The 25,567-nt window shown below is 52.1% G+C and carries 22 protein-coding genes and 1 pseudogene; 19 read left to right on the top strand and 4 right to left on the bottom strand.

What is annotated here, in order from left to right; translation table 11 throughout:
* The first annotated feature begins 45 nt into the window (after positions 1 to 45).
* The 5 genes from fba to IE092_RS09140 all read left to right on the top strand — a co-directional run bounded on the left by fba (position 46) and on the right by IE092_RS09140 (position 4,948).
* The gene (fba, locus tag IE092_RS09160) at positions 46 to 1,110 is read left to right on the top strand and encodes a class II fructose-bisphosphate aldolase (protein ID WP_189356875.1); all 1,065 of its coding nucleotides are present in this window, start codon (positions 46 to 48) and stop codon (positions 1,108 to 1,110) included.
* Positions 1,111 to 1,190: 80 nt separating this feature from the next.
* Positions 1,191 to 2,093, top strand: coding sequence for a phosphoribosylaminoimidazolesuccinocarboxamide synthase (locus tag IE092_RS09155; protein ID WP_189356874.1), 903 nt, complete (start codon positions 1,191 to 1,193; stop codon positions 2,091 to 2,093).
* Positions 2,090 to 2,584 carry a 5-(carboxyamino)imidazole ribonucleotide mutase gene (gene purE / locus IE092_RS09150; protein WP_189356873.1) on the top strand — a complete coding sequence of 165 codons (495 nt, stop codon included), beginning with the start codon at positions 2,090 to 2,092 and terminating at the stop codon, positions 2,582 to 2,584. The genes IE092_RS09155 and purE overlap by 4 nt, the downstream gene beginning before the upstream one ends.
* Before the next feature lie 115 nt (positions 2,585 to 2,699).
* The gene (locus IE092_RS09145; protein WP_189356872.1) at positions 2,700 to 3,917 is read left to right on the top strand and encodes a 5-(carboxyamino)imidazole ribonucleotide synthase; all 1,218 of its coding nucleotides are present in this window, start codon (positions 2,700 to 2,702) and stop codon (positions 3,915 to 3,917) included.
* A complete protein-coding gene (locus IE092_RS09140) occupies positions 3,914 to 4,948 on the top strand; it encodes an L-threonylcarbamoyladenylate synthase (protein WP_189356871.1) in 1,035 nt (344 codons plus the stop codon). The genes IE092_RS09145 and IE092_RS09140 overlap by 4 nt, the downstream gene beginning before the upstream one ends.
* 39 nt (positions 4,949 to 4,987) lie before the next feature.
* Here the strand turns inward: IE092_RS09140 and IE092_RS09135 are convergent, their stop codons facing one another.
* Both IE092_RS09135 and IE092_RS09130 read right to left on the bottom strand, forming a co-directional pair.
* Positions 4,988 to 5,248, bottom strand: a complete 261-nt coding sequence (locus tag IE092_RS09135) for a SemiSWEET transporter (protein WP_189356870.1) — start codon at positions 5,246 to 5,248, stop codon at positions 4,988 to 4,990.
* Positions 5,245 to 5,754: a flavin reductase family protein gene (locus IE092_RS09130; RefSeq protein ID WP_189357210.1), complete on the bottom strand. Its 510-nt coding sequence runs from the start codon at positions 5,752 to 5,754 to the stop codon at positions 5,245 to 5,247. The genes IE092_RS09135 and IE092_RS09130 overlap by 4 nt, the downstream gene beginning before the upstream one ends.
* A 165-nt stretch (positions 5,755 to 5,919) precedes the next feature.
* On the opposite strand from IE092_RS09130, the gene IE092_RS09125 reads away from it, so the two are divergent.
* The 7 genes from IE092_RS09125 (at position 5,920) to lnt (ending at position 12,700) form a co-directional block, all read left to right on the top strand.
* On the top strand, positions 5,920 to 6,303 hold the full coding sequence (locus IE092_RS09125; RefSeq protein WP_189356869.1) for a hypothetical protein: 384 nt from the start codon (positions 5,920 to 5,922) through the stop codon (positions 6,301 to 6,303).
* Positions 6,304 to 6,323: 20 nt separating this feature from the next.
* On the top strand, positions 6,324 to 7,664 hold the full coding sequence (gene miaB / locus IE092_RS09120; RefSeq protein WP_189356868.1) for a tRNA (N6-isopentenyl adenosine(37)-C2)-methylthiotransferase MiaB: 1,341 nt from the start codon (positions 6,324 to 6,326) through the stop codon (positions 7,662 to 7,664).
* Positions 7,661 to 8,761, top strand: coding sequence for a PhoH family protein (locus IE092_RS09115; protein WP_189356867.1), 1,101 nt, complete (start codon positions 7,661 to 7,663; stop codon positions 8,759 to 8,761). The genes miaB and IE092_RS09115 overlap by 4 nt, the downstream gene beginning before the upstream one ends.
* Positions 8,748 to 9,218 (top strand): rRNA maturation RNase YbeY, encoded by a 471-nt coding sequence (gene ybeY, locus IE092_RS09110; RefSeq protein ID WP_189356866.1) that lies wholly within the window; start codon positions 8,748 to 8,750, stop codon positions 9,216 to 9,218. The genes IE092_RS09115 and ybeY overlap by 14 nt, the downstream gene beginning before the upstream one ends.
* Before the next feature lie 59 nt (positions 9,219 to 9,277).
* Positions 9,278 to 10,129 (top strand): ion channel, encoded by an 852-nt coding sequence (locus IE092_RS09105; RefSeq protein ID WP_229793117.1) that lies wholly within the window; start codon positions 9,278 to 9,280, stop codon positions 10,127 to 10,129.
* 119 nt (positions 10,130 to 10,248) lie between these two features.
* The gene (locus IE092_RS09100) at positions 10,249 to 11,130 is read left to right on the top strand and encodes an HlyC/CorC family transporter (protein WP_189356864.1); all 882 of its coding nucleotides are present in this window, start codon (positions 10,249 to 10,251) and stop codon (positions 11,128 to 11,130) included.
* Entirely contained in the window at positions 11,114 to 12,700 is a 1,587-nt protein-coding gene (gene lnt / locus IE092_RS09095; RefSeq protein WP_229793116.1) for an apolipoprotein N-acyltransferase, read from the top strand. Before IE092_RS09100 ends, lnt begins: the two co-directional genes overlap by 17 nt.
* 420 nt (positions 12,701 to 13,120) lie before the next feature.
* On the opposite strand, the gene IE092_RS09090 is transcribed toward lnt, so the two are convergent.
* A complete protein-coding gene (locus tag IE092_RS09090; protein ID WP_189356862.1) occupies positions 13,121 to 13,477 on the bottom strand; it encodes a hypothetical protein in 357 nt (118 codons plus the stop codon).
* A 378-nt stretch (positions 13,478 to 13,855) separates the two neighbouring features.
* Between IE092_RS09090 and IE092_RS09085 the strand changes: the two genes are divergently transcribed.
* The 7 genes from IE092_RS09085 (at position 13,856) to IE092_RS09055 (ending at position 25,357) form a co-directional block, all read left to right on the top strand.
* Positions 13,856 to 16,531, top strand: coding sequence for a TonB-dependent receptor (locus IE092_RS09085; protein WP_189356861.1), 2,676 nt, complete (start codon positions 13,856 to 13,858; stop codon positions 16,529 to 16,531).
* A 226-nt stretch (positions 16,532 to 16,757) separates the two neighbouring features.
* Complete coding sequence (locus IE092_RS09080; RefSeq protein WP_189356860.1) at positions 16,758 to 18,083, top strand: MFS transporter; 1,326 nt, start codon at positions 16,758 to 16,760, stop codon at positions 18,081 to 18,083.
* A gap of 51 nt (positions 18,084 to 18,134) precedes the next feature.
* Positions 18,135 to 19,850 carry an alpha-amylase family glycosyl hydrolase gene (locus IE092_RS09075; RefSeq protein ID WP_189356859.1) on the top strand — a complete coding sequence of 572 codons (1,716 nt, stop codon included), beginning with the start codon at positions 18,135 to 18,137 and terminating at the stop codon, positions 19,848 to 19,850.
* Positions 19,847 to 22,258: a glycoside hydrolase family 31 protein gene (locus IE092_RS09070; protein WP_189356858.1), complete on the top strand. Its 2,412-nt coding sequence runs from the start codon at positions 19,847 to 19,849 to the stop codon at positions 22,256 to 22,258. Before IE092_RS09075 ends, IE092_RS09070 begins: the two co-directional genes overlap by 4 nt.
* An 88-nt stretch (positions 22,259 to 22,346) precedes the next feature.
* Positions 22,347 to 24,200 carry a glucokinase gene (locus IE092_RS09065; RefSeq protein ID WP_189356857.1) on the top strand — a complete coding sequence of 618 codons (1,854 nt, stop codon included), beginning with the start codon at positions 22,347 to 22,349 and terminating at the stop codon, positions 24,198 to 24,200.
* A 52-nt stretch (positions 24,201 to 24,252) separates the two neighbouring features.
* On the top strand, positions 24,253 to 25,083 hold the full coding sequence (locus IE092_RS09060; RefSeq protein WP_189356856.1) for a DUF6348 family protein: 831 nt from the start codon (positions 24,253 to 24,255) through the stop codon (positions 25,081 to 25,083).
* Positions 25,084 to 25,105: 22 nt separating this feature from the next.
* Positions 25,106 to 25,357, top strand: coding sequence for a hypothetical protein (locus IE092_RS09055; protein ID WP_189356855.1), 252 nt, complete (start codon positions 25,106 to 25,108; stop codon positions 25,355 to 25,357).
* 105 nt (positions 25,358 to 25,462) lie between these two features.
* On the opposite strand, the pseudogene IE092_RS18840 reads toward IE092_RS09055, so the two are convergent.
* Positions 25,463 to 25,567 (bottom strand): annotated as a pseudogene (locus IE092_RS18840) (biopolymer transporter ExbD); the annotation flags it as partial.

The raw sequence follows: 25,567 nt of genomic DNA, 5'->3' as shown, positions 1-25,567 counted from the left end.
ACGCTAAAAAGTTTTTATTTTTATTTTTTATATTTGGAGTTATTTATGCCACTCGTTTCCATGCGCCAGTTGCTGGACCATGCTGCTGAAAATGGTTATGGTTTGCCAGCATTTAACGTGAACAATCTGGAGCAGGTTACTGCAATTATGGAAGCTGCTGACGAAGTCGGCGCTCCGGTGATCATGCAGGCATCTGCCGGTGCACGTAAATATGCAGGTGAAGCGTTTCTGCGTCACCTGATCGAAGCTGCAGTTGAAGCATACCCGCATATTCCTGTGGTAATGCATCAGGATCACGGCCAGTCCCCTGCGGTTTGTATGGCTGCGATTAAATCCGGCTTTACATCTGTCATGATGGATGGTTCTCTGATGGAAGATGGTAAGACCGTTGCCAGCTACGAATACAACGTCGAAGTTTCGCGCAAAGTGGTTGAATTTTCCCACGCTATTGGTGTGACAGTGGAAGCAGAACTCGGTGTTCTGGGCTCGCTGGAAACGATGATGGGTGACAAAGAAGACGGTCACGGCGCAGATGGCAAAATGACCCGTGAACAACTGCTGACAGACGTAAATCAGGCGGCCGACTTTGTGAAAGCAACACAGTGCGATGCACTGGCGATTGCAATTGGTACATCCCACGGTGCTTATAAGTTCTCCCGCAAGCCAACCGGCGACATCCTGGCGATTGACCGTATCAAAGAAATCCACGCACGCATTCCGAATACCCATCTGGTGATGCATGGTTCTTCTTCTGTTCCGCAAGAACTGCTGGAAGAAATCCGTCAGTTTGGTGGCGACATGAAGGAAACTTACGGTGTGCCGGTTGAAGAAATCGTGACTGGTATTAAGCACGGCGTACGTAAAATCAATATCGATACGGATATTCGTCTGGCAATGACCGGTGCAATCCGTCGTTTCATGTTCGAAAATCCGGGCAAATTTGACCCGCGCGAATATATGAAACCAGCACGTGCTGCGGCGAAAGAAGTTTGTAAGGCACGTTATCTGTCCTTCGGTTGCGAAGGTCAGGCATACAAGATCAAACCACTGTCTCTGGAAAAAGTTGCAGAGCAGTACAAAAAAGGCTTGTTGTCACAGATCGTGAACTAATCAGCAAAAACAGCACAGGGCGCGTCATGCGCCCTGTGTGCTTATGATGCCGATATTTGCAGTAATTAATTGATATTTTTATGACTACCCTGATTCAATCCTCCCTGCACTCCCTGCCTTTGCTGGGCCGTGGAAAAGTTCGTGATAATTATGCAGTTGGTGAAGATAAGTTGCTGATTGTGACCAGCGACCGTCTTTCCGCATTCGATGTGATTATGTCCGAACCCATTCCGGATAAAGGTAAAGTGCTGAACCAGATGGCGAATTTCTGGTTCACTAAGCTGGCACACATTGTTCCGAATCACACAACTGGTATTGCACCGGAATCTGTTGTCGCTGCTGATGAAGTCGCGCAGGTAAAAGGGCGTGGCGTGGTGGTGAAACGTCTGAAACCGATCATGGTTGAAGCGGTTGTCCGCGGCTACATTATTGGCTCCGGATGGAAGGATTATCAGGAAACCGGTGCAGTTTGCGGCATCACTTTACCGCAAGGTCTGCAGCAGGCTGAAAAGCTGCCTGAACCTATCTTTACACCAGCAGCGAAAGCAGACGTCGGTGAGCATGATGAAAACATCAGCTTCGCGGATATGGAAAGCCGCATCGGAAAAGAGCTGTCTGAAAAAATCCGTGAAATTTCGATTCGTTTGTATAAAGAAGCATCTGAATATGCAGCAACACGCGGCATCATCATCGCTGACACCAAATTCGAATTTGGTCTGGATGATCAGGGTGTATTGCATTTGATGGATGAAGCGCTGACAGCGGATTCTTCCCGCTTCTGGCCGGCAGATTCTTACGCTGTTGGCATTTCTCCACCATCGTTTGATAAACAGTTTGTACGCGATTATCTGGAAACGATTACCGACTGGAATAAAACAGCGCCTGCTCCTGCATTACCGGATGACGTAGTCCAGAAAACAGCTGCGAAATATCGTGAGGCGCTGGAACGTCTGACAGGTGAAACTCTGAAGGATGCGCAATGACACAAAATGCACCTGTCGTAGGCGTGGTAATGGGCTCTTCTTCAGACTGGGACGTGATGCAGAATGCTGTCAGCGTTCTGAAGGAATTTGGTATTCCGTTTGAAGCTCAAGTGGTGTCAGCGCACCGTATGCCGGATGAAATGTTCACATTTGCTGAGACTGCCCGTGGACGTGGTATTCGCGCAATTATTGCCGGTGCCGGTGGCGCTGCACATTTGCCGGGTATGATCGCAGCCAAAACGATCGTACCTGTGTTCGGCGTACCTGTGCCGTCCCGTTATCTGCGTGGTGAAGATTCCTTATTGTCGATTGTTCAGATGCCAAAAGGCATTCCGGTCGCGACATTTGCGATTGGTGAGGCCGGCGCTGCGAATGCAGCCCTGTCTGCGATCGCGATGCTGGCAACAACTGATGATGTGTTGGCGGAAAAACTGGAAGCTTTCCGGGTCAAGCAGACTCAGGCCGCCAGAGATATGACTTTGCCGGTGTAAGTTTTTCGGGTAACGGAGAATGATGAAAGCCGGACTAGCTCCGGCTTTCTGATTTCCACAGCCAGTAAAATAGACTATGGTGTAATTCCGCGATAAAGCGAAAGTTTGACAAATTATGACGATAGAAAAACAGGTTTTGCCACGCAAGCCGCTGTTGCCTAATCAGCCCGGCGCATGGCTGGGAATGATGGGTGGCGGTCAGTTAGGGCGTATGTTTACACAGGCTGCGAATGCCATGGGTTATCAAGTTGCGGTACTGGAACCGGAACATGCCTGCCCGACAGCTCAGATAGCGCAGCATCATGTGAGTGCGGAATACACCAGTAAAGATGGTTTACGTGAACTGGTGAAGTATGCCCGGCACTTTACGACAGAATTTGAGAACGTACCTGCAGAAAGCCTGAAATTGCTGGGCTATGAAGGTCCGGTAGCGCCTTCGGCTGCCTGTGTTTCAGTTGCGCAGGACAGACTTGCAGAGAAGCATTTCTTCACCCGCTGTGGTACGCAAACAGGAGTTTATCCGGCACCGCACTGGGGCATTTCCAGTGTGAAAGATATCGCTGCAGTTAAAGAAGAGTTGCTGCCCGGCATCCTGAAAACCGTACGCATGGGTTATGACGGTAAAGGCCAGATTCGCGTGAATACACGTGAAGAATTATCCGCGGCCTTTGATACGCTCAAACACCAGACCTGCGTACTGGAAAAGATGCTGCCGCTGGCATACGAAGTATCGGTGCTGGTTGCGCGCGGTGTCGATGGTGAATCAGTGGTTTATCCGATTGCTGAAAATATCCACCGGGACGGAATATTGTTTGTGACGCTCGCACCGAGCCCGAATGTGACCGCGGAAGTGGCGCGTCAGGCGCAGGAAGCTGCCTTGCATATTATCAGCGAGCTCGGTTATGTCGGCGTATTGTGCATCGAGTTTTTCGTATTGAAAGATGGTTCGCTGGTTGTGAATGAAATGGCACCGCGACCACATAACAGCGGACACTATACGATTGATGCCTGTGTCACCAGCCAGTTCGAACAGCAGGTAAGAGCGACAGCGCAGTTGCCGCTTGGCAGTACCGCGCAACACATGCCTGCGGTGATGCTGAATATTCTTGGTGATATCTGGTTCCGTATTTCCGACACTGAAGCCGTGGATCCTCCGTGGGATCAGGTGCTGGCATTACCGGGTGCCAAGTTACATTTATACGGTAAGTCTGAGGCACGTCGCGGACGCAAAATGGGACATATTACGTTCGTCGCACCGGAACTGGCGCAGGCGAAAAAGCACTTAACAGAAGCATGCAGAATTCTGGGTATTCAGGAGCCGGAGTGGGTATGAAGGCAGCAGACTGTACGCCATGCAATCTGGCGGAAGCGGCGGAAGCACTGGAATCCGGCTTGCTGGTCGCCTTTCCGACGGAAACTGTGTATGGACTCGGCGCTGATGCCGAGAATCCCGAAGCGGTAGCCCGCATCTATGAAGCGAAGGGAAGACCGTCCGATCATCCTGTCATCGTGCATCTAGCACCGGGTGCCGATTTGTCATACTGGGCAAAAGACATCCCGGACGCTGCGCTTCAGTTGTCAGAGGCGTTCTGGCCGGGACCCCTGACACTGATTCTGAAGCGTGCCGATCATATTCCCGATGCGGTTTCGGGCGGTCAGGATACGGTGGGTTTGCGCTGTCCTTCGCATCCGGTTGCACAAGAGTTGCTGAAAAGCTTTAAAGCCGGACGCGGCGGTATTGCAGCGCCATCCGCGAATAAATTTGGCCGCGTCAGTCCGACCAAAGCGGAGCACGTGATTGAGGAGTTTGAACAGGAACTGGGACCGGGTGGACTGATAGCCAGTGTGCTGGATGGTGGTCAGAGCGATGTCGGTATTGAATCCACCATCATCGACCTGAGCCGGCTGGCAACGCACGGACCAGTGTTGCTGCGTCCGGGGCATATTTCGGTGGATCAGCTGAGTGCCGTGCTGGGTGTTGTGCCCGCCATGCCTGATGCCGCTGCTCCGCGTGCTTCCGGTACACTGGAATCGCATTATGCGCCACGCACACCGGTGATACTGGTCAGCCCTGACGAGCTGGATCAGGTCGTCTCGGTACTGGAAAGTAAGGGGAAAACAATTGCGCTGATGAGTTGTCAGGCACATCCTGAACTCAATGCGAAAGCATGGACGCAATTGCCGACAGATCCGGCTGGCTATGCGTTCGGGTTATATGCGGGGCTGAGAGAGCTGGATCAGGCAAGCGCTGATCTGATTCTGGTAGAGCAACTACCGTCAGATGCAGCCTGGCAGGGCGTCAATGACCGTCTGCGCCGTGCAGCTTTTGATTCCCGTCATGTACTCGGAGAATGGTTGTCCTGAGATACTGCCTGCCTGAACGGCAGGCAGTTTTTGGACGGCTTATTTGTAGACGATCTTCATTGCAAGAATGAAAATCGTCAGAAACAAGGTAATGATGTTCGCGATAATCACAGGCCATGCTGACAGCATGATTCCGTATGTCAGCCAGAGAATCACGCCTGTAATCAGGATGACATACATGCTCAGGGAAACACCTTCAGCACGTTTGTTTTTCCAGGTCATCAGGGCTTGCGGAATAAATGCGCTGGTGGTCAGTGTCGCGGCAACGTAGCCGACCAGGTCGCTGTTCAGCCAGTTCATGCCTGACTCGCCTGAATAAACTGTCCCGAGTGATATACCATCGCATCTTTCGGGTCTGCAAAACAGTGGGTCACTTCACCAACAAAAATGACGTGATCACCTTCCGGATACTGGCTGCGGTTTTTGCACTCAAACCAGGCCGCAGCGCCGTCCAGTACTGGCAGACCATTTGGTGATAAGCTGAAACCGATGCCTTCGAAACGGTTATCACGTTTGCTGGCAAATTGCTGTGCAATCCATTCCTGCCCTGCTGACAAAACATTAATTGCGTAGTGACTGCATGATGCGAATACCGGCATGCTGTTCGCCCGGCTGCCGAGACTCCAGAGTACCAGTGGCGGCGCCAGTGAAACAGAGTTAAATGAACTGGCGGTCAATCCAATGTAATGTCCGTCCGCAATACGGGCTGTAATGACAGTGACGCCGGTAGCGAACTGTGACAAGGCCTTGCGGAAATAACTTTCGTCGAACGGACTGATTTCGGTAGGGGCGTGTTTGTTTTGCATCATGAAATAGCGTTTTTTCCGTCATTATCCCAGAAAACGCTCTTGAAATTGATCTGCTGCCTGGAAATCTGTTTGCAAAGCCGCTCTGTGTTAAACTTGCTGCCTTTCATTTGGCGGTTTTAAGTAGTTGATTCTTCTCATATTTTTTGTCTTACAGGGGTGAGAATGCGTATATTCCGCAAGTTGTGCCAGATGGCCATATTTTTGCTGTTCGCACAAATGCAATTGCTGAGCTTTGCGCAGGTCAGCGCAGATCGTCAGTTTCCACCGGGTACCCAGCGCGGCAAGCTGGATATGTCCGCTTATCCGGATGTCCGGCTGAATGGCAAAGCAGTGTATCTCGCGCCTGCCTGCAGAATTTTTAATGCAGAAAATATGTTTGTGGTTCCTGCATCGCTGGATGAGAAAGAAATTATCGTCAACTACACCTTAAATGTGATGGGTGACGTTGATCGTATCTGGATACTGACACGCTCAGAAATTGGCAAGCAATTGCCGGTTGAGCAAGTGTTTAAGCCTGTGCCGTACAAGAATACCGAAATTAAATAATTAAGTAGTCAGTCAGAGAAATGCAAAAGAAAGTCTTTATTAAAACATTTGGTTGCCAGATGAATGAGTATGACTCAGACAAAATGGCAGATGTTCTCAACATATCTGAAGGTCTGGTGAAAACCGATACACCGGAAGACGCTGACGTTATTCTGCTGAATACTTGCAGCGTACGTGAAAAAGCATCGGAAAAAGTATTCTCTGATCTCGGCCGTATCCGTGAGCTGAAGCGCAAAAATCCGGATCTGCTGATCGGTGTCGGCGGTTGTGTTGCTTCGCAGGAAGGCGAAGCCATTATCAAACGTGCGCCGTATGTGGACGTAGTGTTTGGTCCGCAAACCCTGCACCGTCTGCCGAAACTGATGGATGCCCGTCGTACGACCGGTCGTCCGCAAGTGGATATCAGTTTTCCTGAGATCGAAAAGTTTGATCATTTACCACCTGCTAAAGTAGAAGGTGCAACCGCCTACGTTTCCATTATGGAAGGCTGCAGCAAATACTGCAGTTATTGCGTTGTTCCTTACACCCGCGGCGAAGAAGTGTCGCGTAAGTTTGAAGATGTACTGGCGGAAGTTGCTGGCCTCGCAGAGCAGGGCGTGAAAGAAATCACATTGCTTGGTCAGAACGTAAATGCTTATCGCGGTCAGATGGCTGACGGCGAAATTGCTGACTTTGCACTGCTGATTGAATACATCGCTGAATTTCCGCAGATTGAGCGTATCCGTTTTGTGACCAGCCATCCGAAAGAATTTACCCAGCGTCTGATCGATTGCTATGCGAAAGTGCCTAAGCTGGTCAGTCATTTGTACCTTCCAGCACAGCATGGTTCCGACCGTATTCTGTCTGCAATGAAGCGCGGATATACCGCGATTGAGTACAAATCTGTGATCCGCAAACTGCGCCAGATTCGTCCTGATGTTCTGGTGTCTTCCGATTTCATCGTTGGTTTTCCCGGTGAGACTGACGAAGATTTCCGTGCACTGATGAAACTGGTGGAAGACGTTGGTTTTGATAACAGTTACAGCTTTATCTTCAGCCCGCGCCCGGGCACGCCTGCTGCGAATCTGACTGACGATACAGAGCCGGAAATCAAACTGCGCCGCTTGCAAACCCTTCAGGCTGCAATTGACGAAAATACACGTAAATACAGTCAGCAAATGCTGGGAACGGTACAGCGCATTCTGGTTGATGGTCCGTCGGCACGTAATCCTGCTGAATTGCAGGGACGTACTGAAAATAACCGCGTAGTGAATTTTGTTGGTCCGAAGTCACTGATTGGTCAGTTTGCGGAGACCAAAATTACCGAAGTCTATAACTACTCGCTGCGTGGCGAACTGATCGGGGAAACCTCGGCATCATGATCAAAACACCGGTTCCTGTGCTGCATTTTGTCCCGCAACCGCTGGACAATAACCGACTGGCTAACCTGTGCGGTCCGCTGGATGAGAATCTGCGCCAGATTTCGGCCGCGCTGGATGTGACGATTTTTCGCCGTGGTGAAAAATTCATTATCAGCGGACATCAGTGCGCACGTGCGCTGGAATTGCTGGAGCAGTTCTATGCTTTGGCAAAGAAACCGGTCACGGTCGATGAAGTTCAGCTGGCGCTGGTAGAGCAGCGCGCACATCACACAGGCGCTGGCAGTACTGCGACGGGTGATGTGCCCGCCAGTGCAGCGGTCACAGGCGAGCCGTCCGAAACGGAAACGGAAGAGTCCGAATCTGCCGAAAGTCCTTTGCTGAAAACACGGCGCAGTGATTTACGCGGCAGAACGCCGCATCAGATCAAGTATCTGCGTGCCATTATTGAACACGATGTCACTTTCGGTCTGGGACCTGCCGGAACCGGTAAGACGTATCTGGCGGTTGCCTGTGCGGTGGACGCGCTGGAACGCGATCAGGTAAAGCGGATTATCCTGACGCGCCCTGCAGTGGAAGCTGGTGAGCGCCTGGGCTTTTTGCCCGGTGACTTGTCGCAAAAAGTCGATCCTTATCTTCGTCCTTTATACGATGCGCTGTATGACTTACTCGGCTTCGATAAGACGCAGAAACTGTTCGAAAAACAAGTGATCGAAATTGCGCCGCTGGCATATATGCGCGGTCGCACGCTGAACCATGCATTCATTATTCTGGACGAGGCGCAGAACACGACGCCGGAACAAATGAAGATGTTCCTGACGCGGATTGGTTTCGGCAGTAAAGCAGTGGTAACTGGTGATGCAACGCAGGTGGATTTGCCGCGCGGACAACGCAGTGGTTTGACCGATGCAGTGCAGGTGCTGAAAGATGTGCGCGGAATCGCCTTTTCCCGCTTCACCAGTGCTGACGTGGTGCGCCATCCGCTGGTTGGCCGTATCGTGGATGCTTATGAGCAGAACGCCAGACTGAATGAACACACGGAACCGGCGAAAAGTCTGATCAGTAAACGATTTGAGCAATTACACCATGGCAGAAAATAAAGCAGTTAAACCAAAACTTAACCTGTCCGTACAGTATGCAGATACCCGTCTGCAGGATCAGCTGACCCGTCCGCTGATTCGCAAAACAGTACAGGCTGCATTGTTGTTTCCGGCAGAAATCACACTGCGGATTGTCGATGCCGAAGAAGGTCAGCAACTGAATCGTGATTACCGTGGTAAGGACTACGCGACTAACGTGCTGACGTTTGCCTACACCGAAGATGAAGAAGCGGAAGTCACGCAGGCTGACATTATCCTGTGTACCGATGTATTGCTGCGTGAAGCCGCTGAGCAAAACAAAACCGTGATCGCTCATGCCCAGCATCTGATCGTGCATGGTGTGTTGCATGCGCAGGGTTACGATCATCTCGATGATGACGAAGCTGATGAAATGGAAGCGCTGGAAGCGGAAATGCTGGCCACGCTCGGTATTGCCAATCCTTATCAGGAACAGTGAGGTCCGCTTTGCTGAACCGGCAACGTGGAAGGCGGGTGCGCGTCAGAGACCGTGAAATCATGGTCTTTGGCCTTGACCACCCGATTTGGCAGGACGTGTACTACTACGCGCTGACATCCAGCTGGCCGGCTTTTTTTGTGGTCGTCGGCATCGTATTTCTGATCTTTAATCTGGTCTTCGCCACGCTGTATATGCTGGGGGCTGCACCGATTGCCAATATGGCGCCGGATAATTTTCTCGGCGCATTCTTTTTCAGCGTTGAAACACTGGCAACGGTGGGTTACGGGGATATGCATCCTCAGACCATGTATGCTCACATCATCGCGACAATTGAAATTTTTGTCGGGATGGCCAGCGTTGCACTGGCAACCGGTGTTGTATTTGCCCGCTTTTCACGCCCCCGTTCCAGTGTCATTTTTGCGCGCCATCCGGTCTGTTATCAGGGGCAAAACCGAAAGTTGCTGATGATACGTCTGGCGAATGCCAGACTGAATGTGATATCTCAGGCGAATGCCCGCCTGTTTCTGATGCTGAATGAACAGACGGAAGATATGGGCTTATTCCGGCGTATTTATGATTTGAAACTGGAGCGCTCGGTGCATCCGGATTTCATGCTTGGCTGGACACTGATTCACGTACTGGATGAGGATAGCCCACTGGCCTGCCTGAGTCCTGAAGCGCTGGAGCGTGCCGGTGCTGCGCTGATCGTCACCATTGACGGTCTGGATGATGCCACTGCGCAGGTACAGCATGCACGCCACCACTATCTGGTTGCTGATATTAAATGGGGTTACCGTTACAAGGACATTATGTCCGGCCTGATGCATACACCGCATCTGCACTACAAACATTTTCATGAAGTGGAACCTGCGGATTCTGCTGAAGCGCAGCATCCTGTCGTGACACCGTGATGACATTGCGCCTGATGTGGCAGCTTTGTTGTCTGTCAGGCTAACAGCAGGCCGTGGTTTGGGAATCTGCCTGATTTGTTGTATCCTGTAGGATTCCAACTACGGCTTTAAAGCCCGCTATGCAAGAGCACTCGCGCAGGGTCAGACCGGCTGACCTTAAACCTCCGCGGACATTGTTTGAAAAACTGACCGCACTGATCTCTCCGGAACCGGAAAACCGGGCAGAACTCCTTGAAATCCTGACTGAAGCACAAGAACGCAATCTGATCGATGCCGATGCACTGGCAATGATCGAAGGCGTGTTTCAGGTATCCGACTTATGCGCCCGTGACATCATGGTGCCGCTGGCACAAATGGATGTGATTGATATTTCACGTCCGATTGATGAATGGATACACCAGGTACTCGATACCGCACATTCCCGCTTTCCTGCTATTGATGATGATCCGGATAAGATCGTCGGTGTCTTACTGGCCAAAGATTTGCTGCGCTATTACGCCGGTGAAACCTTTGAACTGAAGACGATGCTGCGTCCGGTTACTTATATTCCCGAATCCAAGCGCCTGAACGTGTTGCTGCGTGATTTCCGCGCCAACCGCAATCACATGGCGATGGTTGTCGATGAATACGGTGCCGTTGCGGGGCTGATTACCATCGAAGACGTACTCGAACAAATCGTCGGTGATATTGACGATGAGTACGATTCCGAGGAAGAAGATCACGTTATTGCGCTGGATTACAAAGGTAATGCCAAACGCTGGCGCGTGAAAGGCACCACCACGCTGGCGCAATTCTACGAAGAAACCGGCGAGCTGTTAAAAGAAGCCAGCGACCGTACGCTGGGTGAATTTGTGGTGTCGCATCTCGGTGAAATTCCGCACAAAGGCGATGAATTTGACTGGGAAGAACTGCATATCGAAGTGCTGCGCGCCGATGCGACCGAAGTACAGCTGCTGCAGATCGAGCAGATTATTCCTGAAGAGCGTGACAGTGAAGACTGAGCTGGGCATAGGTCAGAAACTCCGTCAGCTGTCGCTTCCGAAAACGCTGTTGTTATCACTGGCAGCCGGTAGCAGCGCAGTGTTTTCCTTTGCGCCGTTTTATGTGTGGCCTGTGCAGGTGGTCAGTATGGCTTTGCTGTTTGCCATGCTGCTCAGTCTGCCTGACAACACCGAAAAGAAACGCCCGTTTCTGACCGGTGCAGTGTTCGGTTTCGGCTGGATGCTGACAACGATCGCCTGGCTGGTGATTGCGATGTCGCGTTACGGCGGCATGCCCGTGGTGCTGGCGGTGCTGGCGCTGGTGGTGTTGTGTGCTTTCCTCGCCTTGTATGCCGGTCTGGCTGCATTGCTGATTCACCAGATCCGTCACCGTTTCCGTATCCCGCTTGCACCTGCGCTGCTGCTGCTGACGCCTGCTGTCTGGATGCTGTCTGAATGGCTGCGCGGCTGGTTGCTGACCGGTTTTCCGTGGGCGATTTCCGGTTATGCGCACAGCCAGAGCGTGTTTGCCGGTTTTGCGCCGGTTGCCGGCGTGTACGGACTGAGCCTGATCGCGGCATTTGCCGCTGCCGTGCTCGCGCTGTTTCTGATCGGCGACGCACCTGCGCGCTGGCGGCAGGGCGCGGTCGCCGCGCTTTGCGTCTTGTCAGTGGCTGGCAGCGCGCTGCGCCATCAGCACTGGACGCAGGCCAGCGGTCAGCCATTACAGGTGCGCTTATTGCAGGGTAATGTGGATCAGACGATTAAGTTCGATCAGCAGCATGTGAATGATTCGCTGGCGCTGTATCACCAGATGGCAACAGCCAAAGCCACGGATCTGGTCGCCATGCCGGAAACAGCGCTGCCGGTATTGTCATCGATGCTGCCGCCGGATTATCTGTCTTCGGTACGTCAGTTTTCTGAGCGCAGCGGAACTGCCGTATTGCTGGGGCTGGGCATGCACGACGGCCCGCAGAAATATGCAAACAGTCTGATCGGTTATGGTCCCGCGATTGCTGCAAACAGTTACTACCGTTACGACAAACATCATTTGCTGCCGTTTGGTGAGTTTGTGCCTGCCGGATTCGGCTGGTTCGTCAAAATGATGCAAATCCCTATCGGTGACTTTACCGGTGCCGGTGAATTGCAAATGGCGATGCCGGTCAAAGACCAGTGGATCATGCCGAATATTTGCTATGAAAGTCTGTTCGGCGAGGAAATCGCTAACCAGATTCGCCATCAGATACAAAGCGGCGTTCCTGCAGCGACGATACTGCTGAATGCGTCAAATCTGGCATGGTACGGCGATTCAATCGCCATGCCCCAGCACTTACAGTTCGCCCAGATGCGGGTGCTGGAGACTGGTCGCCCGATGATCAGCACCACCAACACCGGCGCAACGGTGGCGATCAGCACCGACGGTAAAGTCTATGCGCAGCTGCCTTATCTGAAGCAGGGCGTGCTGGAAACCAGCGTGCAGGGCTACAGCGGTGCCACGCCGTATATCCGCTTCGGCAATCTGCTTGCACTGTTTGCCGGTTTGCTGATGCTAGCTGCAGCGCTGCTGCTGTTCCGGAATAAGGCGGAATAAATTAGCCGGCGCCTGAACCGGATCACGTATCACCAGCAGCTACATTGCTGAGCAAAACACAAAAAGCCACGCCGGATACCGGTGTGGCTTTTTGCTTTCAGAAGCACGCCATTCACCATCTGCCGCGCCGATACCGGGGCTGAGATGGCAGGAGAAAAATCGGGTGATTGTGCAGCTATCCGCATGCACCATTTCCGGTGAGCCAGACTTTCTGCCAACGACCGCCGGGGTGCTGTGCCGGAGTCCGCATTTGAGGCAAAAAATGGCGGTTTTTGGCGCTTTCGGATGGCAAAAGTATGTCCGGTGTAGTTTGGACGACGACTGGCAGAGTGCTGCGGACTTTGGATGAAGCGCGAACGGTGTAAAGCAAAGAGTGCGGGAGAAGGGGGAGGCAGGGCGGGTGATCCCGCCATGCGGGGCTTACGCCATGCCAGCGTCGGCCAGGATTTCGCGTGCCTTATCGGTCACTTTCCAGTTGTTTTCTTCATCGCGGCAAATCATCGATTTGCGGGATAAATAATCACGGACTTCCGGTGTCAGTTGCACCGGTTTGCCATCGCTGAGTTCTTTCAGTGCGGTCAGGCACAGGTCGGCGAAGATCGCTTGCTGGCCTTGTGCGGTCAGTTCGGCGCTGCCGTCGCGGCGGAAAATAATCAGCTTCTGGGCAGCCAGTTTCTTATACTGCAAGTGCATGCCACTCGGCGCTTTGGCTTTGCGGCCGGCAGCGTAGATGCGGCGGAGTATCCGGAACTCGTCCTGATTCAGTTTGAAATTCATAAGTGATGGGTGAGTGAGACTGTATTGCGGAGGACGGAGCATATCACATGCAGCGAGTGAATCCTCGCTTTCTGCTGTTCAGTTGATGCTGCGCGTCAGGGCGGATGGCCGACTGGTATTGATTGGTTTGGTAGTTAAACTACATAAGGTAGTTGAGTTACATTTGTGCATCGAAATGAGGCTTTTTGCTGAAAAAGTGTGCGTAAAAAAGACGGCATTGCACAATAAGTGCACATATTTATGTAGTTTTCTGTAGTTGAGGTTTGACTGAGAATCTAGTTTTAGTACAAAATTCTGACTGGGACGCAGGGATCTGGCAGTTCTGAACAGGTGGATATGTAGCTTTAGTAGCAGTCAAACAAGATCGAGGGGACAGCAATGAAACAAACTACAGAACGTGTGATGTGCGGTGCTGCACATCAGCAGAAAGTGTTTCGACTCAATCCGGTAGCGATGGGTTGCGCAATTCTGATGATGACAACATCTGCAGCCGCATTTGCACAGGAAGCGAAAGAAACAAAAGAAACCAACACGGTGGTTGTGACCGGTATCCGTAAAGGTATCGAAGACGCGATCAGCGCGAAAAAGAATGCAAACGCCATCGTAGAAACCATTTCTGCGGAAGATATCGGCAAACTGCCGGATACCAGCATCGCAGAATCGATTGCACGTCTGCCGGGTTTGTCCGCACAGCGCGTGAATGGTCAGGCACAGCAAATCAGTATTCGCGGTACTTCCGGCGATTTGTCCACCGTAACACTGAACGGTCGTGAACAAGCCAGTACCAGCGCAAGCCGTATCGTGGAATATGATCAGTATCCGTCTGAGCTGATCAGCAATGTCACTGTCTATAAAACCGGTGATTCTTCTCTGGTCGGACAAGGTTTGTCCGGTACAGTTGATCTGCAAACCGTGAAGCCACTGGCATTTCCGGGTCGTACCATCGCTGTGAATGTACGCGGCGAACGTAATTCTTACGGCAGCGAAAGCGTGGGCGCACCGAGCACCGGTAACCGTATCAGCGCATCGTATATCGATCAGTTTGCTGACCGTACCATCGGTGTGGCACTGGGTTTTGCGCACAGCGATAAACCAAATGTTAATAATTTCTTTGAAACCTGGAACTGGGTTGAAGGTAACAAAGGCGTGCCAGCCGGCGTGAAAGCACCGCAGGGTATTAAAGCACTGGCACTGACCGGCAATTCTCAGCGCGATGGTCTGATTGGTGTGGTGGAATGGAAACCAGCCAAAAACTTCACATCGACTGTTGATGCTTACTATTCCAAACTGAAACAGGATGAAGTACGTCGCGGCTTTGAAGTGCCGTTTGAATCCTGGTCTGATGCGAACTTTACGAATCTGACGATTGCTAACGGTATGGCGCTGGCAGGCACTGTTAACGCCAGTCCGGTGATCCGTAATAACTGGTTCACCAAAGAAAGTGAAATCACTGCAATCGGCTGGAACAATAAATACAAGCTGGATGCATGGACGCTGGCGGCAGATCTGAGCCACTCCAAAGCAAAAATCCGTGAGCGTCTGGTAGAGATCAACTCCAGTCGTGGCGCAATGGATATCGGCTTCAATTACCTGAACGGTAATCCGATTCCGACCTTCACTTTTGCGAACAGTCTGGCGGATGCATCCGCGATCAAAATCGGCGGTAAATTCGGTGACGGTTATGTCAATCAGCCATCGCTGGAAGATAAACTGAATGCAATCCGACTGAGCGCAGTACGCGAGTTTTCTGACGGTATGTTCTCCAGCCTGGAATTTGGTGTGAACTACGCGAAACGCGATAAAACCAAAGAACATCTGGAAACCGGCTTTGACAAAAAAGGCGATGGTTCTTTCTCTCCGTCCGTGATTTACGGCGCGCAAGATCTGTCGTTCATCAATATGCCAGGCACACTGGCATGGGATATCCCGGGCGTTCTGGCTGCGAACTTCGGTCCTTTCACACCGGTATTGCTGAACCCGTGGGGTGCAACGAAAAACTGGACGCTGACCGAAAAAGTCACGACCGGTTACTCTAAACTGAATATTGATGCCAATGTATCCGGCGTGCCGGTCACAGGGAATGTCGGTCTGCAAGTAATCCGTACCGATCAGTCTTCGACATCGAACGCACTGCTGGCATGGCCAATCGCTGCACTGGTACCGGTGACAGACGGTAAGGTTTACACCGATGTATTGCCGAGCGTGAATCTGGCAGCCAGCTTGTCGAACGAGCAAATCGTGCGTCTTGGCTTCGGTAAATCGCTGGCACGTGCCAAACTGGATGAACTGAATGCAGCACGCGAAGTTGGTCTGTCTAACGGCAAAACCGGTACGCCAAAAGGTAACGGCGGCAATGCGCAGCTCGACCCTTGGCGCGCAGATTATATCGATCTGTCTTACGAAAAATACTTCGGTAAAAAGGCTTATTTTTCAGCGGCAATATTCCACAAGCAACTGAAATCCTATATCTATCGTCAGACCACACCATACGATTTCTCGTCGATGGCGATTCCGGGGGCGACAACGAACATGGGTACATTCACTCAGCCAGTGAATGGTCAGGGTGGTAAGCTGCAGGGTCTGGAACTGGCGGCATCGCTGCCACTCGATCTGGCAACACCGGTACTGAGCGGCTTTGGCGTGACTGCGAATCTGGCGCTGACAAACAGCTCGATTTCGATTCAGGATCAGCGTTTCGGCAGCATGAGTGTGCCGCTGCCAGGTCTGTCCCGTAACGTGCTGAATCTGACTGCATACTACGAAAAAGATGGCTTCTCTGCGCGTATCAGCCAGCGTCGTCGTTCTGACTTCGTTGGTGAGATCGGCGGTCCGGGCGGACAAAACGAACTGACTTTTGTGAAGTCTGACCGCGTCGTCGATATGCAACTGGGTTATGACTTCAACTCCGGCTGGGCAAAAGGCATGTCCGTGCTGTTCCAGGTAAATAACCTGACTGACACTGCATTCCAGACTTACTCCGGTTCGCCTGACCGTCCGCGTGGCTATCAGCAATACGGACGTCAGATGTTTGTCGGCCTGAACTACAAAATGTAATTCACTCCAGTGTGTCCTTTGACCCTTCTCTGACCCTGTCTGAGGAGGGTTTTTTGTTGGCACACGGTTGCAAGCCTGAATGCCGGAACAGCAAATGCAGGTATGCTAACGCTGTCCGGCAAACATCCGTCTGACGGATGAAACCAATACAAAAAAGACCGCATGGCGGTGATCGCAGCCTGACTGAGCCATAACAGTGCGGGCGAAATCCTTGGAGACGGTAGAGATGCAAAATTCAATTCAGAAACCAAGACTGACGTTCTGGCAGTTATGGAACATGAGCTTTGGTTTTTTCGGCATTCAGTTTGGTTTCGCTTTGCAAAACGCGAACACCAGCCGGATTTTTTCCACGCTGGGTGCCAGTCCGGATGACTTGCCGTTGTTCTGGCTGGCAGCGCCGGTGACAGGTTTGCTGGTACAGCCGGTGATTGGCTACCTGAGTGATCACACCTGGCATCCGCGCTGGGGACGCCGTCGTCCGTTCTTCTTTATCGGCGCATTACTTGCCAGCATCGCGATGTTCCTGATGCCAAATGCCTCCGCAGTCTGGATGGCGGTGCTGGTGTTGTGGATGATGGATGCGGCGATCAATGTATCGATGGAGCCATTCCGCGCATTCGTGGGCGATAAACTGGACAGCTCTCAGCAAACAGCCGGTTATGCCATGCAGACATTTTTCATTGGCTGCGGTGCGGTGATCGCTTCGTTATTACCGGAATTTTTTACCAAAGTCATGCACGTCAGCAATGTACCGGTGAACGGCGGTATTCCCGACAGCGTGCGCTTTGCGTTCTACACCGGCGGCGCCATTTATTTTTCTGCAGTGATGTGGACTGTACTGACTTCACAGGAAGCGCCGCCAGCCGATATGCAGGCGTTTGAACGCAACCGTCAGCAGGCAGGGTCGGTGTCGCATGCGGTCAAAGAGATCGTTGCCGGCTTGCTCAGTATGCCAAAGCTGATGCGTCAGCTGGCAGTGGTGCAATTCTTTACCTGGATCGCTTTGTTTGCCATGTGGATTTATACAACGACAGCGATCGCAGATCATTTATTCCATGTCACAGACGCTGGCTCACAAAGCTTTCAGGATGCGGCAAACCGCGTCGGTAATATGTTTGCTGTGTATAACGGGGTTTCTGCGATTGCAGCGTTTCTGCTGCCGCTGCTGGCCAGATTTATGGCAAAGCGCCTTGTGCACGCTTTGTGTCTGGCGGCTGGCGGACTCGGTCTGATGACACTTTACGTAATCGGATCTGCAGATTTGCTGTGGGTGCCGATGGTCGCAGTCGGACTGGCGTGGGCCAGTATTCTGACCATGCCGTATGCCATGCTGGCTTCGGTACTGCCGGCAGATCGCATGGGTTATTACATGGGCGTGTTCAACTTCTTCATCGTGATTCCGCAAATTCTGAGTGGCTTGCTGCTGGGCTGGGTGACAAAGCACTGGTTTGCCGGACAAACCATCAAAACACTGGTACTGGGTGGTGCCTGCATGCTGATTGCAGGCCTGATCAGCGCAATGATCAGCGAACCGGAACAACAGAAGGCGTAACAGCAAATGCGGTGATCTGCGGATCACCGTTTCTTTTTGGATGATGTATCTATGTTCAAACAAGCATGGCTGAATCAGCCTTTGCGTGCGCTGGCGCTCGCATTGCTGCTGACAAATACCACGGTTTTTTCTGTAAGCGCTGCAACAACAGCGGTGCATACAGCACCTGCGGCTGAGCAGGATGTCGCGTGGTGGAAGCACGGAACGGTTTACTTCGTTCTGACCGATCGCTTCGTGAATGGCGACAAGGCAAATGATGCGGCTTACGGACGGCAGAAAGACGGTGCGCCGCTGCGTTATTTTATGGGCGGTGATTTCGCCGGCATCACGCAGAAAATCCGTGACGGTTATTTCAATGCGCTCGGCGTCAGCGCTTTATGGATTACGCCACCGGTGGAGCAGATACACGGTTACACCGATGAAGGTACAGGAAAATCCTATGGCTTTCATGGTTACTGGGCACGGGATTTTACGACCACGGATCAGGCACTTGGCAGTGAAGACGCGTTCCGTGAAATGGTGGATGCCGCGCACGACAAAGGTATCCGCGTATTACTGGATGTGGTAATGAACCATGTCGGACCAGTCACAGCGCAGGATAGTGCATGGCCGCAGGAATGGGTGCGGGACGAACCGGTATGCAGTTACCGCGATATTCCGAGCACGGTATCCTGTGCACTGGTAAAGGGTTTACCGGACTTGCGCACAGAAACGCTCAGCGACATGAAACTGCCGCCATTCCTGATCAATAAGTGGCAGCAGGAAGGGCGTTTGCAGCAGCAGATGCAAAATCTCGACGTGTTTTTCCAGCGTTACCGCTTTCCCCGCGCACCACGCTACTACCTGATGAGCTGGCATGCAGACTGGATCAGACGCTTTGGTATTGATGGCTTTCGTGCCGATACCGTTAAGCATGTAGAGCCGGAATTGTGGGCAGAATTAAAGCAGGTCGCCAGTGATGCATATGCTGAATGGAAGCAGAATCATCCGCAAAAGGTTCGCTTCCGTACGCCGTTTTATATGGTTGGCGAAGCTTACGGCTATGGCATTCAGCAGGGAAAATCATTTCATATGGACGGCGGCAGCAAACTGGCTTTGTTTGATGCCGGCTTCGACGCACTGATTAATTTTTCATTTCGCAGCGATATCAGCAAAGATGCAGAGGCGCAGTTTTCTGAATATCAGAAATTACTGTCAACAGACTTGAAAGGTGTTTCCGTTCTGAATTACCTTGCATCGCATGATGATGAACATTCTTTTGACCGTCAGCGTAAATTCCCTTTGCTGGCTGCCGAGCGCCTGTTGCTGAGCCCCGGTGCCGCGCAGATCTATTACGGTGATGAATCCGGCCGCAATATGGATGATCCGGATGCAGCAGGTGATGCGAAATTACGTTCACCAATGAACTGGGACGATCTGGCGCAGAAGGCCAGAATTGCCGGCATACCTGCGCCACAAGTACTCATGCACTGGCAGTTGCTCGGACAATTCCGGCAGCGCCATCCGGCAATCGGTGCAGGAGTGCATCAGCAAATGTCGGCAACGCCCTATGTATTCAGCCGGCGCCTGAACACACCGCATCTTCAGGATCAGGTGGTGGTGGTTCTCGGCGCAGTCGCAGGTCAGCGTGTTTTTGTCGGTGAGGTGTTTCCGGCGGCGCAAAGCTTAAGAGATTTTTACAGCAAGCAGATTCTGACAGTGAAAGATGGTTACGTGACTGTGCCATCCGCCAGTCGCGCTGTGTTGCTGGAAGGAGTGAATGAATGAAGTTAGTGTATTTTTGTAGTCTGGCGGCTGTTGTGGTCAGTCAGGCAGCGTTTGCGGATGAACAGACGCTGCAGAGTTTTGCGCTGAAGAATCATGTTCTGACGATGCAGACTTCGCATGGTCAGATGGAGTTGCGTTTATTGCGCGACGACATACTGGAAAACCGCTTCATACCAAAAGGTAAATCCGCATCGCCAGCACGTGCATCGCATGCAGTACAACTACATCGCGCATTGCCCGGAATGCAGCTGGAGCAACAGCAGAATCTGCTGAAAGTTCAGGCCGGACAAATGCTGGTGGAAATTCAAAAGTCGCCGATGCGACTGCGTTATTACGCGCAGGGACGTTTTCTGTTCGAGGATATTGTCAGCGACCGTACTGAGAACGGACTGGCACTGACCGAACTTGCTGTGCAGCCCGACGAAGTGCTTTACGGTGGCGGAGCCCGTGCACTTGGGATGAACCGTCGCGGACATCGCCTGCCTTTGTATAACAAGGCCCATTACGGTTATGAAGAGCAATCCCTGCAAATGAATTTTGCGATGCCATTGTTTCTGTCTTCGCAGAAATATGCGGTGCACTTTGACCAGCCGTCGACAGGATTTCTGGATTTAGACAGTCAGAAAAATAACCGTGTCGTGTATGGTGCGGGTGGTGACACCCGTACATATCAGGTTCTGGCTGGAACGCAGTGGCCGCAACTGATAGATGCCTACACGACGCTGACCGGAAGGCAACCTATGCCGGCACGCTGGACACTGGGAAATTTTGCCAGCCGGTTCGGTTATCATTCAGCAGAGGAAGCACTGAAGACAGTGGCTTTATTCAGGGCGGAAAAGATTCCGCTGGACGCCATTGTGTTCGATCTTTTCTGGTTCGGTAAAGAAGTCAAAGGCACGATGGGCAATCTGGCATTTGACAAAGATAACTTCCCGGATCCCGCAGGCATGATGGCGAGTTTGAAAAAGCAGCAGGTACGTACCGTGCTGATTACAGAGCCATTTATTCTGACTTCATCCGGGCGCTGGGAGGAAGCAAAGCAAAACGCCATTCTTGCAACAGGCAAAGATGGTAAGCCGTATGAATATGATTTTTATTTCGGACATACCGGACTGATCGATATCACAAAACCTGCAGCGCGCGACTGGTTCTGGCAACGTTATGCTGAGCTGAAAACATTGGGTGCCGACGGCTGGTGGGGTGATCTGGGTGAGCCTGAAGTTCATCCGGATGATATTCGCCACGCGGGCGGCAGCGCGGCTGAGGTTCACAATATATACGGACACGAGTGGGCAAAATTGATTGCGGAGAAATCTGCGCGATTTTATCCGAAGGAGCGGCCATTTATTCTGATGCGCGCCGGCTACTCCGGCTCTCAGCGCTTCGGCATGATTCCGTGGTCGGGCGATGTGAATCGCAGCTGGGGTGGCTTGCGTTCACAGCCGGAAATCGCATTGCAAATGGGGATGCAGGGTATGGCATATATGCATTCCGATCTTGGCGGTTTTGCCGGTGCAGTAGATGATGATGAGCTGTATACGCGCTGGTTACAGTATGGCGTGTTCCAGCCTGTGTTCCGCCCTCACGCTCAGGAAGAGGTGCCTGCAGAACCGGTGTACCGGCGCGATGCAGCGAAAGCGCTTGCCAAAGCCGCTATTGAACTGCGCTACCGCTTACTGCCGTATAACTATACGCTGGCATTTGAAAATCATCGCAGCGGTATGCCGCTGATGCGTCCTTTGTTCTTTGCCGCTGACGCAGGAGCAGAGGCACGGACGTCCGCCAGTGCATATTTCTGGGGCAATGATTTTCTTGTGTTTCCGGTGTTAAATGCAGGTCAGAAAACCATGCAGGTCAGCTTTCCGCGCGGACATGACTGGATCGATTTCCAAAGTGGCGTGACTTACGCAGGCGGCAGTCAGCATCAGCTGGTGCTGAGCAGCGGTACGATCCCGGTGTTTGTGAAATCTGGCGCGATGATTCCGATGGCTGAAGGTTTGCAAAGTACAGAAGACTTCCGTGTCGCAGATCTGAACTGGCATATTTACCCGCAGACAGTCAGCGAGACAAAAGCGTCTGAAGGTCAATTGTATGACGATGACGGAAAAACAAGGCTGGCATGGGAGCAGCAGGCGTTTGCACTGACGCGCCTGTCACAGCAGCACACCGCGGAAGGCTTACTGCTGACAGTGGATGAAAAAGCAGGGCGTCGCTATCAGTCGGTGCCGCGTCAATGGACGATGTATGTTCATGGTGTCAGCAAAGAGCCGCAAATCATTACGATTGACGGTAAGGCGCAGACATTCAGTTACGATGCAGCACAAAAATTGCTGCGCTTTACACTGACATTTAAACCGGGTACCCGGCATCAGATTCGCCTGCCTGGTTTGCAGCAAGTGCGGGGCTGATAGGCACACTGGCGGCACTGTGGTAAATTGCTGCCAGTTTTCAATCCGGCAATTGTCCGGCACATCACCGTATCGTCAGGGCCGTAGTATGACCGAACACCAGAATCCGCTTTTACCAGTTGTTGCCATGTCGGGCGGACCGCGCCTGATTGCAGACATCGGTGCAACGCACGCCCGCTTTGCGCTGGAAACGTCAGTCGGCCATTTTGAGCATGTGCAGGTGTTGCCATGTGCTGACTATGCCGGGATTGTGCCGCTGATTAAATCGTATTTATCCAATGTACCCAGCGTCAAAATTCAGCATGCTGCTTTTGCGATTGCGAATCCGGTAGATGGCGACGCGGTACAAATGACGAATCGCGACTGGCGTTTTTCGATTGAATCCGTCCGTCGTGAATTTGGTTTATATACGTTGCTGATTGTGAATGACTTTACTGCACTGGCAATGGCATTGCCGCAGTTACGTGCGGACGACACTTTACAGATCGGCGGTGAGGCTCCGGTTGCAAAATCAGTGATCGGGGTGCTTGGTCCGGGAACAGGTCTGGGTGTGTCAGGGCTGATTCCGACGGCAGACGGATTTGTTACACTGGGTTCAGAAGGTGGCCATGTCAACTTTGCGCCCTGCGATGAGCGGGAATATGAAGTGTTGCGATATGCGTGGAAAGAATGGCAGCACGTTTCCGCTGAGCGCCTGATTTCCGGTCCTGGCATAGAGCTGATTTACCGGGCGCTGGCGCAATTACGCGGTCAGCCTGATATCGCGCTGGCATCGCGCGACATCGTGGAAAAGGCGGTGCGCGACCGGGATACCCTGTGTACTGAGGTAATCGACGTGTTTTGCGGCATGCTTGGCAGTTTTGCCGCAAATCTGGCGGTGACGCTAGGCGCACTGGGTGGTATCTACATTGGCGGCGGCATCGTGCCCCGCATTCTGCCTCTGTTCACCGAATCGCAGTTTCGTCAGCGTTTTGAAGCAAAAGGGCGCTTCAGTCAGTATTTGCGGCAGATTCCGGTCTATGTGATTACAACACCGGTTCCTGCGTTTTACGGCGTTTCAGCAATCTTGTCTGAGCACCTGCGCGGTAAGTCGGGTGATAACGGACTGCTTGACCGTATACAACAAATTTTGCCGGAACTGACGCCAGCGGAAAAAAGAGTAGCATCGCTGGTGCTGGATAATCCGCGCACAGTTTTGAATGAAGCGATTGCTGAAATTGCACGTCTGGCAGATGTCAGCCAACCAACCGTGATCCGCTTTTGTCGTTCTTTAGGTTTTGCAGGGCTGGCAGACTTTAAGCTGAAATTTGCCAGCAGCCTGACGGGTACGATACCGGTTCGTCATAGTCAGGTAAGGCGCAGTGACAGTACCCATGATCTGAGTGCAAAAGTCATTGATAACACGGTTTCTGCAATTCTGAGCTTCCGCGACCAGCTGGAGGTTCATGCAATCGAACATGCTCTGTCTTTATTGCGGCAGGCGCGAAAAATTGAGTTCTACGCGATGGGGAATGCCCGTGCTGTCGCGCTGGATGGACAGCATAAATTTTTCCGCTTCCGGATTCCAACCGCTAATTATGGCGATGCACATTTGTTCATGATGGCGGCAGAAATTCTTGGTCCCGGCGATGTGGTGATTGCCGTATCGAATTCGGGTAAGTTACCGGAAATTGTTAAAGCGGCAGAAGTGGCGCTGAAATCGGGCGCCAGCGTGATTGCAATCGCGCCTCAGCAATCGCCTCTGGGCAAACTGGCGACGGTTTGTCTGGCAGTGAATCATACCGAGGATAATGCAACTTTCCTGTCAATGATTTCCCGTATCCTGCAATTGCTGCTGATTGATATTCTCGCGGTTGGTTTATCGATGGACAATGCATCTGCAGAGGCGGTTGCAGAAAGCGGGCGTATCAGTCAGCTGCTGATTTCACATCTCGATAACTGACGCAAATGCGTTAGTGGCATACAATGACGCACTTTTATTTGATCTGATGATTATGCGTCTTCCACGATTTATCCAGGCGCTGTTTGGAAAACAGCATAGTGAATCCCGTTCTGTAAATATGTCCGGCAACCAGCCTGGCATTCATCAGGAGGGAGATCCCTTGTTGCTGGAAATGCTGCGCACAGCACTGACTGCACAGGGTGAATCGGCGACCGTTGAAAACGGATTCCTTCGGGCATCAAATCAGGTTTCGGTCAGTATGCTGGCGATGGAGTCGGTAGCGCTGGGTGCAGACCGTCACAGAACCGCAATCAGGGTCAGTGTTTCTCATCCGGTATGGTTTCCTGAGGGTTTCACTGAATATCAGCATGCGCTCGGAAAAACGGAAACAGATGCGTTTGCAGCCTGTATTCAGCAATGGCTGGCGCAGGACTGGATTGTGATCGCGGACGCTGTGCGCGAACAGCCTAAGGATTGTGCAGTCATTGAGCTTCCTGTGGCTGGCGTGGAAAATCAGGTCTCCGGATATCGTCAGATTTTGCTGGGGCCAGTGGCACATCTCGTGCAGACACCATCAGGAAAAAAAGAGGAGCACCCGTTCTGTCCGTGTTGCTTCGTCACCGAGGTGATGGATCATCTGCACAAAGAATTGCAAAGTCAGGCATTCCTCGGAATCCGCTTCTTTGTGTCGCGTGATCAGCATGGAAAACTGGCTGTGGACTGCCGTTGTAATGGTGAAAATCTGGAGGCGCTGGTGCCGGTACTTACGAAATACGCTGAGCGCTGGCCACAGCAGGGCCTGGAGTTCCGCAAGCAGTTTGTCGTGGTTCGCACATCTGCCGTCAGTTCGAAGTCGCCCCAGACAGGCGCCGCTAATGCGTAAGTCGGGTGCGGTGTTACTGCGGATGGTGATTCTTGCAGCATCAGCAGGCATTGCTGTGTTAATGGCGCTCATGCCTTCTGTGTTTGTTCAGTACGCATTGCCGTTTGCAGATCAATGGTACAGCCATCTTTCACCCGAAAGTCAGGACTCCATCGTTCGGCTGCTGCGTGTGTTGATTCCGGCACTGGCTGTTTTTGCGATATCGACCGGTATCTTTCAAATTGTCATCGGCGTGAAGCGTAAGAAAAGTAAGCCGGATAATGCTGATTCGTAGCTTTGTTCGCGACGGAAATTTCGTGCAGCAAGTATGGTGAAAATGAAGGCGATAAAAAAGGCAGAGTGAAAACTCTGCCTTTTTTACTGTAACGCCTGAAACGGATTATTTCAGGAACTGCTCGTTCCCCACCATACCGATCTTGGTTACACCCAGACGCTGTGCCGAGGCCATCACCGCCGCCACCGATTTGTACTCCACGACCGCATT

It is taken from the genome of Cognatundibacterium squillarum (assembly GCF_014652435.1).
In the GTDB taxonomy this organism is placed as follows: Bacteria; Pseudomonadota; Gammaproteobacteria; order Burkholderiales; family Burkholderiaceae_D; genus Undibacterium; species Undibacterium squillarum.
This window is presented reverse-complemented; position numbering and strand designations above follow the sequence as displayed.